This window comes from Chitinophaga sp. YR627 (assembly GCF_900114995.1).
In the GTDB taxonomy this organism is placed as follows: Bacteria; Bacteroidota; Bacteroidia; order Chitinophagales; family Chitinophagaceae; genus Chitinophaga.
In genome coordinates, this window is record NZ_FOUX01000007.1 from 322239 (window position 1) to 337079 (window position 14841).

Genomic DNA, 14841 nt, shown 5'->3' on the forward strand with positions numbered 1-14841 from the left:
ATGCTGCGGTACTGTTGGATCTTATTTATGCTGCCAATATTGGCATGTCCGTATTTCTTACTTTCTTTTTGTGTACGAAGAACGCAAGCGAACAGATGCCGGCAATACTACCTATAAGGGCAACACCCGTAAGGCTTTGCTGAAAGAAATGACTCCAGCTTACGCCTGCATTGTTGCCAAATTCCTTGTAAAGGAGGACTGTCACACTGCCCAGGTAGCCTGCTGCATCTGCGATGTACATCACAAAGCCTACGTTACCCTTTGCCTGAAAGGCAGCAATCATCCTTTCAAAGAAGATGGCATTGTAGGGAATGTAAGCCATATACAAACCCAGTCCCGCAAGACTCATCCAGGTGATACCATCTATCTGGTGCATACGGAACAGCAACAGTGAAATACCGGTGAGCATACACCCGCTGATGATCATCAGATGGATCACCTTGAAGGCTTTGAAATTATGCCTGATAAGGATTAGCAGACTCAGTGCGATCAATACCAGTATCGATATCAGGGAATCCGTCAGGGTATATATATGTACATCTTTTATACCGAGGTCGTGCCAGATCTCTACTTCGAAATTATCACGTAAGTCTCTTGTGACTGTGAGTACGATATAAATGATCAGTGTTAATACGATGCCTGGTGCAAAGTTGTGAATGAAGCTTTTACGATCTGCCGCAGTCATGGGTTTTCTTACCGACCGTAATTGCTGATCGAGGGCAGAAGGTGGTGGCAGACAATCCAGTATAGTAGTGAAGATGATCAGCGGAGCGGCAAATAAAAGACCCGTCAGAAAAGGCATCCAGTATTCGCTGACGTGAAACTGATCTAATAAGGTACGGCCAACAGTTTTGACAAAGCCTGAAGCAAATATGAGGCTGACGGACATGACCGCTGCCATAAACTCCGTCGCCCGTCTGCCTTCCAGGTAACCAAACACCAGTCCCCAGATCATCCCCAGGGGAAAGCCATTGGCAAAGAGGAACAGGATATTCCAGGGAGCAGGAACAAGCGCAAAGAACAACAACGCCAGCCAGGCAATGCCTACCAGGAAAAGCACAGCACGACCTCTTTTACTCCCATCAATACCCGCAATAAACCGGATCCCATAAAACTTACTACAGGTATAACCGATTACCTGGAAAATGACCAGCCATACTTTATAATCTACCCCCAGGTATTGTACGCCTTCGAATGTTGCTGCGGAAAAAGCCTTCCGGAACGCATACATGCTCGTGTATGCACCAAATGCAGCAAGGGCTGTAATAACAGCCACGACACTATAAGGCCATTTCTCAAGACCAGACCGTAAAAACTGTTTCATGTCAGCAGATTGTGATTGCCATTGTCATGAGGCGGTAGTAGTAAATTGTTGGCTTCATGGATCAATGCAGATAGATGATCAATGCTTTATCTATAATAGCAATACTAAACAAAGTTTAATTGAGTTAAACAAAACGGGTGTTAAATTAAGATTAACCTATTGGGGCAGGATACTCGCTATTTCGATAGAATGAGTCGGTTTAAAGATTTATCTTATCCGGGAAATCACATTTTTTGATGAAAACCTATTTTATGCCCTCACACTTTTTCGTGGCCTGGCTCAAAAGGTGCACGATCCAGAGAAAAAATACCATTGTAAGACACCTGTTTACGTTATTATGTAGTGTTATCCTTTGTTCCACGCAGGTTTACAGTCAGGTCATCAATCCCCGTACACTTCCACAGGAATGGGGGGAATACGGTATAGGAGATCCCTATATCCTTAAGTTCAGAGGTAAGTTCTATCTGTATTGCAGCACCCGCGATGACCAGAGCGGGGTTAAATGCTGGAGCAGCTGGGACCTCGCCAACTGGACCTACGAAGGACTTTGTGTAGATAATACCGTCACCATCACCAAAGGGGCCTATGCACCGGAGGTGATCTACTGGAACGGTACCTTTTACATGTACACGTCCCCGGCAGGTAATGGACATTATATTTTGTCTGCCGCCAGTCCTACAGGTCCTTTTACTGTACAAACCGGCAACATCGGACATACCATCGATGGCTCCGTATTCATTGACGACAATGCACAAATGTACTTCACCTATGCCGGCGGCTCCGGTATACAGGGTGCTACTATGAGTGGTCCTTTAGCGATCACCGGCGCAGGTAGTACGTTGAGCGGTACTTCACTGAATGGCTGGACAGAAGGCTCTACGCTTTTTAAACGCAACGGTATCTATTACATGACCTATACCGGTAATCATGTCTTCAGCAGAGGCTACCGGGTGCATTATGCGACTTCCACAGCGCCCCTGGGTACCTATACAGGAGGTGCAAACAATCCTATTGTCCTGAATACGGAGGGAAGCTTCTTCGGACTGGGACACAGTGGTTCCGTGATCGGTCCGGACCTGGACACCTGGTTTATCGCTTATCACAACCTCCTGGGGCAAAGTAGTATCGTAGGGCCTAACAGGAAGCTGAATATCGATCCTATGGGCTTTAACGGTGACAAACTGCTGGTATATGGTCCTACTTACTGGACACAACCCTCACCGGCATTACCGGCCTTTTATGACCGTTTTGACCGTACCGCTATTGGTAGTAACTGGACAAACATCAATGGCGGTAACTGGGGTATCTTCAACCAGGAGTTGATGTGGCAGGATAACAAGACGACTACGCAATGGTATCGTCAGGTAACCACTGCTACTTCGGCGGCTGACTATACGGCTGAATTCAATATGAAAGAAATGAGCAGAGGCGGTAATGGCGCACGCTTTGGCGCGGTGTTTTCCTACGTGGATGAAAATACCTTCGGTTCCGCAATGCTGAGTAGTTTTAATAATACCCTGGAAACAGATATTAAGGTGAATGGTGTTGCTATCGGCGTAAGTGCGATTCCTTTACCTGCTGGCTGGGATTACCAGAAATGGCACGTCATACGTATCGAAAAACAGGGCACTACTTTCAGGATCTATCTGGATGGGATGCTGAAATCAACCCGTACGGCTAATATTACTGCCGGTGGTAAGATCGGGGTAAGCACATATAACGACCACGCAGACTTTGGATATACAGCCTTCAGTAACCGTGTGAATGGCAGCGGCGTATTCAGTTTTTATAAACCGGTACCTGGCACTATCCCGGCTGTGCATTATAACGAAGGGGGAGAAGGCGTGGGCTATCACGACCAGACCATCGAAAATACCGGTGGCAAATACCGGACAGACAGGGTCGATATCCGTGATTGTGAAGAAGGCGGAGAGAATATCGGCTGGAATCAGACCGGCGAATGGTACCAGTACAATGTAAATGTGCAGACGGCCGGTCCTTACCATTTAGGGCTCCGGTACGCTACTACCTATACGGCCTGTAAAGTCCGGGTATCCTGTGACGGCGCTGATGTATCCGGTATCGTGGCGATCCCTGCTACCGGTGACTGGTCTGCCTGGCGTACGGCAGTACTGAAGAATCTTAATCTCCCGGCAGGTAATCATACTATTCGTCTGGAGACAGTAGAAGGAGAATTCGATTTCTCTTCATTGAAGTTCGAATCAGGGACAACAACAGCGCCCAATGGTTCGGATAACTTCAATTCCGGTAGTTTCTCCGGCTTGTGGAATTACGATAATGGTAATTACGCTATTACATCCGGCAGGGCAACTATTGACGGATTTGGGAAACGCCTGATGGGTAACGTGGGATGGACTGATTATACAGTAGAAGCGGATGTACAATGTCCTTCAGGCGGTAACGGTGGACTGATCTTCCGGGTGAGAAATCCGGCTGCCGCAGAATTCGGCAATTCCAATGCCCTTAGTTCTGACTACTTCCAGGGCTATTATGCCGGCATAGACGCTGGTGGTATCGTGTTAGGGAAACAGAACTATAACTGGACTTCCCTGGCATCCAAAACACAGGCCTTGAGTCCGGGCCAAACCTATAAACTAAGAGCCGTGCTGAATGGCGCTAATATCAAGGTCTATCTGAACGATATGTCTGCACCGGCGATCGATTATACCGATCTGGCTCCGCTGATCAGTGGTAAGGCCGGTATCCGTACACATGCTGCGAATATGGCTTTCGATAATTTCCAGATATCACAGGAATTGAGCGCCCTGATATTCAGGTGTCGCGTTGATATACCATAAAACAACAGCGGCACTAAGGCTATAGCTTAGTGCCGCTTGTTTTAATCTCGCTGCCGCAACTGCATATGCAGGATCGGGAAAGGTTTCCCGCTTGGATCCAGCTCCGATCGGCCGATGATCTCAAAGCCACAATGCAGGTAAAACCCTACTGCCTGTTCATTCTGCTCATTTACATCTACCTTGCCGGCATGTAGTGTCCGGATCGCATAATCCAGTAATTGTTTACCAACTCCCTTACCCCGGTATGCCGGGTCGATAAATAACATCTCTATATTATTCTCTGCAACACCTACAAAGCCTGCGATACCCTCGGTGTTCCTTGCACAGCGTAGTTCTACGGCATCCAGGTAGGTATTCAGAATGAGCGGTTTGTAATATTGAATATCTTCTTCCTGCAGAAAATGATGTGTTGCACGTACTGACTTTTCCCATACAGTAATAATCTCGCTATAATCAGCTTTGCTGACAGGTGTTATTGTAAATTCCATTTGTTAGTGTTGATTGGATGTCCATTCCTTTTTAAGCACGGCATAGACCATGTCATCTACCCATCTGCCTTTAAAAAAGAGACTTTCTTTAAAATGTGCTTCCTTCCTGAGTCCAAGTCGTTCCACCAGTCGTATGGAATGATGGTTATCCGGGTCAATAGAAGCCGTTGCCCGATGTTTATGCAGGTCATTGAACAGGTGGCTGATCACTGCACGGAGTGCTTCCACAGCATATCCCTGTTGATGGTAGTGTCTATGAATAGTAATGCCAAATTCGAACTGCTCACTGCCGATAAAGTGAATACCAATATCGCCGATAATAAGGCCCCGGGGCTTTTCAACGATCACCAGCTGAAACCAGGTATCCGGTGTATTAAACACGGCTGGCTGTTTGTCAATAAAGCGTTCTACATCTTCCAGAGAAGCAGGTATCCAACCCTGGAACTGATTGGTCTCCGCATCTGATCTGTATGCGAAGATCTGATCTTTATCGTCAGCCTGGATCGGTCTTAATACCAGTCTTTCCGTTGTTACATGCATGTTAGTATTTTATATAGCTGCCCGTTTCCTATCATCCAGGCACCCTGTTTCATTTAATAAGAGATCATTATCTGGTCCTGTCGCTGATACGCTGCAAATTTGATATCTTTATTACAAAGATCAGAGATGCATAAGACAATGTCTTGTCAACCGCAAATTTATTTAAAAACATGTTATCGAAACTGATACAGGATAAATCCACGGAATCGCTTTTTCAGGCATTCACTGCCGGCAAGTCTGAACAGACCTTAACGTTGTTATCTCATTTTATCACGCAATATCAGCAATTGGGGGATATTTACCTGTATCCCACCAAATCTATGCTGGGGATTGGGATAGGAGATAAACGGGTCGCCTGGATCACACAACTGGGTAAAAGCTTCGTACACGTGGTATTCCCTTTTACGCAGCCTTACAGCGATAATCTTTGCTTTCAGAAGATAGCACCTGTACCGGGAGACGCGCATCAGTTTAATCATCATTTCAGAATGCTGGCGGCAGAAGATGTGAATGAGGAAGTTTTAGCATTCATGCGCCTGTCATTACAACCCGATAAATAGCAATAGCTGTGACTGCCACTGCTGGTTCACAGTGTCTCCCGGATTTTTCTTATTTTCAAAATAAAAATGATGTTACGCCCACTCTTCATACTAATGATAATCCTGTTCTCAGCAACAGGTAGCTATGCACAGTCTGTTCCGGTAGAAGACGTCTCAAAGAATCTGTTGACCTGGACCCAGCACCTCCACTCCAATGTAGACAAATACTTTACCCGTGATAAGGGGGCGGAGCTTGTCCGTAACCTGGAATTGCTCAAAACTTATCTTGCGGCTTATACGAAGACAAGGAAGAACTTGTCTGACAGTATTTTCCGTAAGAATATTGCTCCCGGTACTCCGGACCCCAGAAATACAGAAGTATTAAAAACACAGATGGGCGAAGTGCTCCGCCAGATGCGGGGTGTGACGGACCTGACCAATAACGACCTGCGTGCAGAGGGCGATCGCCTGAATGACCAGATCTATAATGTGCTGAACAGTGATGGGACGGTCTTCCTGTCTTACCTGGAGGCTTTTCTGACGGGGAAGGAAGTAACTAAGAAAGAGCTGGCCCTGGATAATGGTGCAGCCTATAGTCGTCTGCAGGAGGCGATTGGCCTGATCGGGTCTACACAGGACCGGATCAAACAAAAGATGTGATAAAACGTCTATATATCCATCTATTTCCCTTTTGCGTAAAACAAATTTCCGATTCGCGTAACTGCTCCATCCGGATTAGTGCATTTTTGCCCCGCAAAATGTAAATCAGGATCGCCTGGTCATTTGTACACAATACATGACTGGTCTTCCTACTAATAATGCTAATCCGATATAAGATGAAGAAAATCACATTGAGCATTGCGCTGATGTTATGCGCTTTCCTTGCCTCCGCACATGCAGTCTGGATTGAAACCGCGCTGAAAGGCACAAAGAATAAGTCGCAGGATGTCCGCGTCTACTTAGGCGAATATGCAGAAAATCAAAGAGACTCCGTTAGTCACTGGTTCAGCAATTTAAAGGATGTAAAGCTTTATGTGACAGCGCCGGATGGCAAGCGGGAGGAAATTGCTATTAAAGAAAACGGGAATCATCTGGCAGGTAACTTCACACCAGCGACCGATGGTAATTATACACTGTCTATCAGCCATACAGTAGAAACAATTTATGGTGAAACCAAAATAGAATATTACGCAACGGCTACTGTGATCGTAGGGAAGGAAACGCCTTCGCAATTATCAGCAAGTACCGCACTGGCGGTGGTACCAGCTGTTGAAGAGGCAAAGGGTCAGGGTACGGTAGGTCTGACTGTATTACGCGACAAACAGCCACTGGCTGCCGCCAAGATCGAAGCGATCTCTCCGGATGGTTGGGTAAAGGAATTCAAAAGCAATGATAAAGGCGAAGCTTCTTTTGCACCATTGCAGTCAGGTCAGTATCTGCTGGAGGTATCTGCGAATGAAAAGACGCCTGGTACACACAATGGTAAGTCATACAAGACGGTAGCACATATTGTTACACACTGTATTAACGTTAAGAAATAAGATCTAATTACATAAGTTATCATAGAAGAAGGCTTGCTGTATTAGCAAGCCTTCTTCTATGATAAGATTACAGTATCCCGCTGATAACTATCTGATCGTTCGCTGCGGCCTGCCGGTAGAAACCAAGTAATTCATTAAAGAAAGCAAGCAGATAATGGAGGATACCTTCTTCGTCCCATATCTCCGGATAAATATGTAATTCAGTCATGCGCGCGGGGTCGAATCTGGCTGTCAGTTCTTCCTCTGTTATTTTGGATAATTCAGCATATAGCTGCTTTACTTCTTCCGCTGTCAGGTATTCCGCCGGACCATATCCCAGGTCCATATTATCGTCTACGTTTTGTTCGCTGAAGAAAACCTTTAACATGGGATGCCGGTTTTTCTTAAGGCCTTGGCCGGTCAGCAGGAAGAGGATACCTTCCCAGGATTTATCAAGGTAAATCAGGGCGGAGTCTGTTTCTGAATCACTGTAGAACCTGTTTCCCAGTAAGGAACTGTTTTTTTGGTAAGCTTCAAATTCGGCTTGTGTTACCCGGAGAAGCTTGACGGTCATACTCATAGGATGGAGTTACATTTTAATGTAGGCTAAAAGTATAACTTTTCAGCCATAGGAGGTAGTATTCATCCATCTCATTCTTCTTTCAGACTCTTTACCGGATTCAGTAACGCCGCTTTTACACTCTGAAACCCAATTGTTAGTATCGCGATTATTATGGCGATACATCCTGCCAGCAGGAACACGCTCCAGGACAGGGATATCTTATAACTGAATGTATCGAGCCACTGATGCATGGTATACCAGGCTAAGGGAGACGCAATGATAATAGCGGCGAAGACAAGTTTCAGGAAATCACCGGATAGCAGTCTGACAATACTTGTTACGGAAGCGCCCAGTACCTTTCTCACACCGATTTCCTTTGTCCGCTGTTCGGCCATGAATGCTGCCAGACCAAACAAACCCAGACAGGCGATAAATATCGAAAGACAGGCAAAGATGGCGATGAGGCTACCGGCAATGGTTTCACTTTTATAGCTGTTCTGAAAGTCACTATCCAGGAATGAATATGTAAATGGATAATCAGGATTCATTTTCCGGCAAAGCCCCTCAATACTGGCAAGCGCCTGTTTCGTTTGACCCGGTTGTGTTTTGATCAGGATATTATCATAGATCTGCTTTTCATTCAAACGGATTATAATAGGCCGGATGGGTACATGCAGTGAATTAAAGTGAAAGTCCTTCAATACGCCTACAATAGTACCTGCCTGTTTGCCAAATGTCAATGGTTGCCCGATAGGGTCTTTATACCCCAGACGTTTCGCTGTTGATTCATTGATCAGGTAATTAGCCGAATCGGCGCCATAGGCAGGTGAAAAGTCCCTTCCATGGAGTATTTGTAAGTGCATCGTTTTAACGAAATCATATCCTACCGCCGTATTATTGAACTGAATCGCCAGACCAGGGTCTTTCCCCTGCCAGCTTACGACATCCGTGGTATTGCGATTACGCAAGGGATTGGTTTGCATATGTGAGACGGATTGAATGCCCGGTTGCTGCAGAAGTTCCTGTTTAAAGGTCTGGAAGTGCATCGCGATAGAACCTTCACCGCGCATAATGATCAGGTTTTCACGATCAAATCCCAGGTTCTTGCGCTGCACATATTTCATTTGCTGATAAACGACGATCGTACCGACAATCATAAGGATGGACAATACAAACTGAAAGACCACCAGTCCCCGTCGGAATAATTGTGCCCGGGGACCTGTTTGCAGTGTTCCTTTCAGCACCCGTACAGGTTTGATGGCAGAAAGGAAGAATGCCGGATAGCTGCCGGATAACAGGGCTGTGACGATGAGTATTCCTAAAAGCAATAGGCCGAAAGAGGGATCTCCAAAAGGTAATGACAGCGTTTTGTCGGTCAGCTGGTTGAAGAAAGGTAAACTTAACCATACAATACCAATTGCCAGGATGGTGGCAATCACCGTCATTAGCAATGCTTCATGCATAAACTGCCAGATCAGTGACAGGCGTTGTGCACCAATCGCTTTTCTGACACCTACTTCTTTTGCCCGTTTAATGGAACGTGCAGTAGAGAGGTTCATGAAATTGATGGTGGCGATCAGCAGCAGAAAAGCGGCTACAATAATAAAGAGCCGTACATATCCGATACGGCCGCCATCGCGTTGTCCGTTGCTGAAATTGGAATACAGGTATACGTCTGCCTCAGGTTGTAAGAACAATTCGATATTGTAAGCGGCACTGATATCTTTATTGCGTCCTTTCAGAAAGGTCTTTAACTTACTTTCCACTTTTTTAGGATCAGTACCTTGTTTCAGCTGAATACGTGTGCCTGGTCCTGTATTCTCCCATACGGTGAGCCAGGGTTCTCTTTTCAGGTAACGTTGCCAGTTCAGCAGATAATCATATTTATCAGTTGATTGCTGCGGCAGATCTTCAAAGACAGCCGCTACTTTATAATCTGCACCGTCAAAACGGATATTCTTTCCAAGGGCAGTATGGGGCTCATTGAAGAACGCAGCAGCTACCTTACGGGAAATTGCAATGTTATCAGGCATGCTCAGTGCAGATGTAGCGGTCCCGGCGAGTAAAGGGATATTGTAGATATGGAACCAGTCCGCTCCTGCAAAACAACCCGTTAAGCGGGAGGATTTCTCTCCCGCACTCAGCACATGTTCTTCATTTGAAGAGATACCTGCTGCGTAGGCAATTTCCGGTATATTTGATTTGACTTCATCTGCCAGCAGACCCGGTGTGTCCTCATCAGTTACGATCCTTCCATCGGCTATTTCATGCTCCATAATGCGGAACAAACGCCCGATATCTGCATACTGTCTGCCGGTGCGTAATTCATCCTGTACCCATAACAACAGTATCAGACCTGACGCAATACCGAGGGCTAGCCCCATGATATTGATGGCGGAGAAGGCTTTATTGCGGACAATATTCCGGCAGGCGATTTTAAAGTAGTTGTTCAGCATAGCGGATGACGTTTCTGAGCTCGCTCAAGACTCATGCCACCTCCCGAAAGGCTTATCTCTCTGATGCATAGTGGGATTGGCGATTGTCTGATTGTTCGATAGCGAACGAAAACAGTTCATTTCTGGACAGGACTTTACCTTTTGATTCAAAAGCTATTTCCATCAGTCAAAATACTACCCTTTTGTTATAGTTCTTTATTCCACGATCAGATTTTTAGACTGAGAGACCAGCTTTTTATAAGGCTCACTGATAAAACCGTCAACATAGGAAACCCCATCTATTGCGAAACCAGCGCCATGTCCTTTATTATGCAGGATCAGCAGTTGACTGTTAGGCAGATAACGTTTGATAAGCCGGTTGTAAAACGGACGACACCAGCGGTCAATATCACCGGCAGAGATCAGCGCGGGTACCGATGAATACAAAGGGTCTTTCATTGTTTTAGGCGCCGGATTGACCTTCCAGCAATCACACACAGAGTGATCGACATTGTTAAAGGCATAACCCGCCAGCCAGGGGAGTACCTCATCCTGTTTTTTGATCAATGCAGGGTTTGAATACTGGATCTGTTCACTACAGTAGACAGAATAGCGCATCCCCATTGAAAGATGTGTGTCTGTCGTAAAATAGCCATCCAGGACTTCTTTTATATAAGGCTGATGCTGGCCATTGATAATGTCATTCATCACGGCAGGAACGGCATTTATCTGTGCGTTATTCATATGACCTAAGACAGCATCCAGCAATTCATTTTTTGTATAGGTAATGTCAATGCTGTCACTATGTCCCTTCTCCTGGTACCGGATGCTAAACTTCCTGCCCTGTATATCCGTAAAGTATTGGTGAAAACGGTTACGCAGGTCTGCGTATGCCGGTTTGTTCAGGGAATCGGTCGCGGTGTTTGTAAACACCTGTTCCAGTGCTTCATTGATATTGAGCATAGCTTCTTCTTCATAACGGGTAAAGCTGGGTAGCGGAGAGTTCAGGATGAGGGCGCGTACTGCTTCTGGATGGTTTTTGGCAACTGCCATCATCAGGCCTCCGCTGTAGGAGATACCGACAAGATTGAGGGAGTCTATATGCAGGGCCAGGCGGAGATCGTTAATGTCTTCTACTGTTTCTGTGGTATTATATGCTGACAGATCGATGCCCTGTCGGAGCAGTTTTTCCCGGCATTGTCTGGCTGCTATCCGTATCAGACTGTCCTTATTTTTGTTTTCCCGGTAGCTTTGTTTGATGGCGGCGTCTACTTCGAAGCATTCCAGGCAGGGTTGTGCTTTACGGGTGCCCCGCTGATCAATAGCGATGAAACCACCATAACGGAGGAAACCGGAATTATAGCTGATACTGTCGATAAAGTCGATTGTACTGTAGCCGGGGCCTCCTGTCATATACAGACTTACCATTTTACTGGCATCCTGGTCGGGTCGGCGTACAAAGAAGAAAGGTAGTTTCACTTTACGGCCATTGGGTTTACTGCGGTTCTCGGGTACCACCAGATAACCCGTTTGCAGTATGAGCCGGGGATCGGCCTTTATCAGTTGCGGGTAAGGCGTAATGGAAACAGGATATTGTTGGCCATATGATAATTGGCTGATCGCCAAAAGGATAAATAGCGTATGGAATATCTTTTTCATAACACAAAGAACGTAACAAGGGGATCGCTGAGAAAGTAAAAAACGGACAATTTACAGGGCGTTGCTCAGGCGTTGACCTGTGAGTTTGGCCACATCTTTGGAGAAGTGGCTGAGGTCATAATAACCATAGTCCCATGGGTCAAACGTTTCCCTGGCCTGGATAAAGTCCGTCAGGGCAGCACGCGTTCGCAGAATGGAAAAGTAGGCCTTGGGCGGGAGACCGATCACTTTGGAGAAATAGCGGTTGATGCTTTTGGAGGTCAGGAACAGCCGTTCGGCTACCTGGGAAGTGTTGAGTTACATACCGGTCGTATGGTACTCTCCGATAGCGTCATTGACTATTTTCAGGTAATGGTCTTTCTTCGTGCGTTTGGCCCTTTGCAGCAGGAGATATTCCTGTATGATGAGCACCCGTTCTGTAAAGGAGATGGGTTGTTTCATCTTCATCAGCAAGATAGGAGGTAATACCTGTTCCAGGGGAATGACCCGGTCATCCAGTCTGGTCTGACTGATACCAAGAACAGCTTCCAGTCCGCCGGGATAGAACTTCACCGTAAAGATCCGGTCTGTCGGCAGGATATGTCTTGTCACCTGACCGTTTCGCAGGATCAGTATATCGTCTGTGGCACCGATATGATGAAAAACCTTATCCAGTTCGATCTGGTAGGGAGCGCCCAGATTAATATAAAAAGTGGGTGTCCAGCTGGCAAACATGCCCGATTGGGAATGCCCTTTGGCAAAGTACTGGTCAAAGCCGGAGGGAGATGATTCTGAGAAGAATTCGACGAAGTGGGCCAGTTCTTCAGCTGGCTTTTTAAAGTCATAGATCTCCCGGATATTCTGAAATATTTCAATCATCGCTGGCTTGGGTAATACCTGTCTCTAATATAGGCATTTAGCGGCTGATTTCAAGCAATAGCGGCCGTGGTTTCCTGCACCAATAACGTGTTTGGCGACTGGATCAGTTATCTGTATCTTTAAACAGATTGTCACAGCAGTGATGCTGCATCAGCAATAGCAATAACAATGACCCATCGTATTTTATTTTCGGGACACATGATCGATGGCCCGGACAGAACATTGACACCCAGATTCCCGGCATCCAACGAACAGCGGGTGAAGGCAGACATTACAGCACAATTGAAAGAAGAATTAGTACAGCGGGAACAGTTACACGGCATTGCCTCCGGTGCCTGCGGTGGTGATATTCTTTTTTTGGAGGTATGTCTGGAACTGGGTATTCCGGCTACATTGTATCTGCCAATGACACCTGCCGTATTTAAACAGAAATCAGTATCATTTGCCGGACAGCAATGGGATCAGCGTTTTGACCGCTTGTTGTCTATGCTGCCGGTAGTCATGTTGGATAAACAGGCAGCAGAACAACGTAAAACGAATGTTTTCCAGCAACTGAACGTCCGCATGTTGCACGATGCGTTGACAAACGGAAGCGAGCACATGACCCTGATGCTGGTATGGAACGAAGTCAGGAATGTGGGGAGCGCTGGTCCTGCCCGTGTGATAGAGGAAGCAGCCCAATATGACGTTTATACAAGGATTATTCGTCCGTCCTGAGCAGGATTATTTACTCGTATTTCAATTAATTTACTGGTTTCTCTTAGAAAAATTTGCGTAGCTAAATAGCTACATGTATATTTGTAGTCACTTGACTACATAATGCCGGGTCTATCTTATCAACAATAAATTTCAAGCTATGAACACCAAAAAGAAATTGTCATCCGCACAACAGGAAGAGTTGCTCAAAACACTGAAAGCGCGTTTTGAGAAGAATACAGCCCGCCATAAAGGAATTGAATGGGCAGCGGTGGCCGCTAAACTGGAAGCCAGTACAGCTAAATTGTGGTCGCTCAATGCAATGGAAGAAACAGGTGGTGAACCGGATGTAGTAGCACATGATAAGAAGACCGGCGAATATACATTCTTTGATTGTTCAGCTGAAAGTCCGAAGGGACGCAGAAGCACCTGTTATGATAGTGAGGCGCTGGCATCCAGGAAGGAAAACAAACCTGAAGATAGTGCCATCAATATGGCGGAAGAGATGGGCATAGAGATGCTGACGGAAGAGCAATACCGTGCTTTACAGGAACTGGGAAAGTTTGATCTGAAGACCTCCAGCTGGGTAAAAACACCTGCTGAGATCAGAAAACTAGGTGGCGCCATCTTCTGTGATCGCCGTTACGACCATATTTTCACGTATCACAATGGTGCGGAATCTTACTATGCGGCAAGAGGCTTCCGTGGTGCATTGACGGTGTAAAATACAACTACGCTTGATAAAGTAAGAATATAACATGTGTATGCGATGGTGCGCGCTCAAAATGCCTTATTCTGGCAAAGGATAAGGGCGTTCCTCCGGAAGCAGTGCCATCGCTTCATCTATCTTGCGTGCCTTCACTAGCTGTCCGATATTTTGCGAATAAGCGGTGATGTCTTCTATCCCGATGATCCATTCATTAATATATTGGTCAACGGCAGTACCTGATATGCCAATCTGAACAGCACGTTGATCGGTAGGTTGCAGATAAATATCTCTTTCCGGATCCCATTGTACCCTTACCGGAGATGCTTTCAGTAACCTGTTCCAGTCATTAGTGGTGCCATGGATCTTATGGTCAAATTTAGACAGGACTGCATTTTGGAAGGCCCATTCAAATCCGCTACGCTTTATTTTAATCGCCAGGATATGCTCCTGATCTTCTTTAGTAGCCCATCCGGAACGATACATCATCCAGCAGAAAGAAGGTTTGATCCAGGTCATTCTATCCCTCTTGAACGGAGGCGTTGTGAATGTCTGCGCTTCTACCGCTCTTTTTGCAATGAGGCCATTGTATGCCTGATATACAGTGATCGATTCCTCATCATATAGCGCCCTGATCGTTTTTTCTTTCATGCCTGCAATTTACATTTCTTCTCATAAAATAAGCCATCCCCGTG

At 46.0% G+C, this 14841-nt stretch carries 15 protein-coding genes; 6 read left to right on the forward strand and 9 right to left on the reverse strand.

Annotated features, from left to right (window positions below; all coding sequences use genetic code 11):
• Positions 1-25: 25 nt before the first annotated feature.
• Positions 26-1324, reverse strand: a complete 1299-nt coding sequence (locus tag BMZ72_RS33510) for a DUF5690 family protein (RefSeq protein ID WP_089815414.1) — start codon at positions 1322-1324, stop codon at positions 26-28.
• A gap of 251 nt (positions 1325-1575) precedes the next feature.
• Here BMZ72_RS33510 and BMZ72_RS33515 point away from each other — a divergent pair, with 251 nt between their 5' ends.
• Positions 1576-4143 (forward strand): family 43 glycosylhydrolase, encoded by a 2568-nt coding sequence (locus BMZ72_RS33515; protein ID WP_177223009.1) that lies wholly within the window; start codon positions 1576-1578, stop codon positions 4141-4143.
• Between the two features lie 41 nt (positions 4144-4184).
• Here the strand turns inward: BMZ72_RS33515 and BMZ72_RS33520 are convergent, their stop codons facing one another.
• Together BMZ72_RS33520 and BMZ72_RS33525 are read right to left on the reverse strand one after the other, a co-directional pair.
• Positions 4185-4631, reverse strand: coding sequence for a GNAT family N-acetyltransferase (locus BMZ72_RS33520; RefSeq protein ID WP_089815418.1), 447 nt, complete (start codon positions 4629-4631; stop codon positions 4185-4187).
• Positions 4632-4634: 3 nt separating this feature from the next.
• Positions 4635-5171, reverse strand: a complete 537-nt coding sequence (locus tag BMZ72_RS33525; protein ID WP_089815420.1) for a GNAT family N-acetyltransferase — start codon at positions 5169-5171, stop codon at positions 4635-4637.
• 170 nt (positions 5172-5341) lie between these two features.
• On the opposite strand from BMZ72_RS33525, the gene BMZ72_RS33530 reads away from it, so the two are divergent.
• The 3 genes from BMZ72_RS33530 to BMZ72_RS33540 all read left to right on the forward strand — a co-directional run bounded on the left by BMZ72_RS33530 (position 5342) and on the right by BMZ72_RS33540 (position 7251).
• Positions 5342-5731, forward strand: a complete 390-nt coding sequence (locus BMZ72_RS33530; protein WP_089815422.1) for a hypothetical protein — start codon at positions 5342-5344, stop codon at positions 5729-5731.
• A gap of 93 nt (positions 5732-5824) precedes the next feature.
• Positions 5825-6370 (forward strand): hypothetical protein, encoded by a 546-nt coding sequence (locus tag BMZ72_RS33535; protein WP_089815424.1) that lies wholly within the window; start codon positions 5825-5827, stop codon positions 6368-6370.
• A gap of 176 nt (positions 6371-6546) precedes the next feature.
• Positions 6547-7251: a DUF4198 domain-containing protein gene (locus tag BMZ72_RS33540; RefSeq protein ID WP_177223010.1), complete on the forward strand. Its 705-nt coding sequence runs from the start codon at positions 6547-6549 to the stop codon at positions 7249-7251.
• 67 nt (positions 7252-7318) lie between these two features.
• Here the strand turns inward: BMZ72_RS33540 and BMZ72_RS33545 are convergent, their stop codons facing one another.
• The 5 genes from BMZ72_RS33545 to BMZ72_RS33560 all read right to left on the reverse strand — a co-directional run bounded on the left by BMZ72_RS33545 (position 7319) and on the right by BMZ72_RS33560 (position 12744).
• Positions 7319-7810: a YfbM family protein gene (locus BMZ72_RS33545; protein WP_089815428.1), complete on the reverse strand. Its 492-nt coding sequence runs from the start codon at positions 7808-7810 to the stop codon at positions 7319-7321.
• Between the two features lie 71 nt (positions 7811-7881).
• Positions 7882-10248 (reverse strand): ABC transporter permease, encoded by a 2367-nt coding sequence (locus BMZ72_RS33550; RefSeq protein ID WP_089815430.1) that lies wholly within the window; start codon positions 10246-10248, stop codon positions 7882-7884.
• Between the two features lie 195 nt (positions 10249-10443).
• On the reverse strand, positions 10444-11886 hold the full coding sequence (locus tag BMZ72_RS33555) for an alpha/beta fold hydrolase (protein ID WP_089815432.1): 1443 nt from the start codon (positions 11884-11886) through the stop codon (positions 10444-10446).
• 51 nt (positions 11887-11937) lie between these two features.
• Positions 11938-12156 (reverse strand): helix-turn-helix domain-containing protein, encoded by a 219-nt coding sequence (locus tag BMZ72_RS36880; RefSeq protein ID WP_218155324.1) that lies wholly within the window; start codon positions 12154-12156, stop codon positions 11938-11940.
• 27 nt (positions 12157-12183) lie between these two features.
• Positions 12184-12744 (reverse strand): hypothetical protein, encoded by a 561-nt coding sequence (locus BMZ72_RS33560; RefSeq protein WP_218155321.1) that lies wholly within the window; start codon positions 12742-12744, stop codon positions 12184-12186.
• A gap of 168 nt (positions 12745-12912) precedes the next feature.
• Here BMZ72_RS33560 and BMZ72_RS33565 point away from each other — a divergent pair, with 168 nt between their 5' ends.
• Positions 12913-13461: a hypothetical protein gene (locus tag BMZ72_RS33565; protein WP_143087852.1), complete on the forward strand. Its 549-nt coding sequence runs from the start codon at positions 12913-12915 to the stop codon at positions 13459-13461.
• Between the two features lie 139 nt (positions 13462-13600).
• Positions 13601-14164, forward strand: coding sequence for a DUF4256 domain-containing protein (locus BMZ72_RS33570; protein WP_089815435.1), 564 nt, complete (start codon positions 13601-13603; stop codon positions 14162-14164).
• 66 nt (positions 14165-14230) lie between these two features.
• Here BMZ72_RS33570 and BMZ72_RS33575 read toward each other — a convergent pair whose 3' ends face one another.
• Positions 14231-14797: a DUF4291 domain-containing protein gene (locus BMZ72_RS33575; protein ID WP_089815437.1), complete on the reverse strand. Its 567-nt coding sequence runs from the start codon at positions 14795-14797 to the stop codon at positions 14231-14233.
• Positions 14798-14841: the final 44 nt, after the last annotated feature.

Coding starts and splice junctions, on each gene's coding strand:
- BMZ72_RS33520 (WP_089815418.1), bottom strand. CDS start 4,631: ATGGAATTTACAATAACACCTGTCAGCAAAGCTGATTATAGCGAGATT.
- BMZ72_RS33515 (WP_177223009.1), top strand. CDS start 1,576: ATGCCCTCACACTTTTTCGTGGCCTGGCTCAAAAGGTGCACGATCCAG.
- BMZ72_RS33575 (WP_089815437.1), bottom strand. CDS start 14,797: ATGAAAGAAAAAACGATCAGGGCGCTATATGATGAGGAATCGATCACT.
- BMZ72_RS33560 (WP_218155321.1), bottom strand. CDS start 12,744: ATGATTGAAATATTTCAGAATATCCGGGAGATCTATGACTTTAAAAAG.
- BMZ72_RS33555 (WP_089815432.1), bottom strand. CDS start 11,886: ATGAAAAAGATATTCCATACGCTATTTATCCTTTTGGCGATCAGCCAA.
- BMZ72_RS33535 (WP_089815424.1), top strand. CDS start 5,825: ATGATAATCCTGTTCTCAGCAACAGGTAGCTATGCACAGTCTGTTCCG.
- BMZ72_RS33565 (WP_143087852.1), top strand. CDS start 12,913: ATGACCCATCGTATTTTATTTTCGGGACACATGATCGATGGCCCGGAC.
- BMZ72_RS33525 (WP_089815420.1), bottom strand. CDS start 5,171: ATGCATGTAACAACGGAAAGACTGGTATTAAGACCGATCCAGGCTGAC.
- BMZ72_RS33510 (WP_089815414.1), bottom strand. CDS start 1,324: ATGAAACAGTTTTTACGGTCTGGTCTTGAGAAATGGCCTTATAGTGTC.
- BMZ72_RS33545 (WP_089815428.1), bottom strand. CDS start 7,810: ATGAGTATGACCGTCAAGCTTCTCCGGGTAACACAAGCCGAATTTGAA.
- BMZ72_RS33540 (WP_177223010.1), top strand. CDS start 6,547: ATGAAGAAAATCACATTGAGCATTGCGCTGATGTTATGCGCTTTCCTT.
- BMZ72_RS33570 (WP_089815435.1), top strand. CDS start 13,601: ATGAACACCAAAAAGAAATTGTCATCCGCACAACAGGAAGAGTTGCTC.
- BMZ72_RS33550 (WP_089815430.1), bottom strand. CDS start 10,248: ATGCTGAACAACTACTTTAAAATCGCCTGCCGGAATATTGTCCGCAAT.
- BMZ72_RS33530 (WP_089815422.1), top strand. CDS start 5,342: ATGTTATCGAAACTGATACAGGATAAATCCACGGAATCGCTTTTTCAG.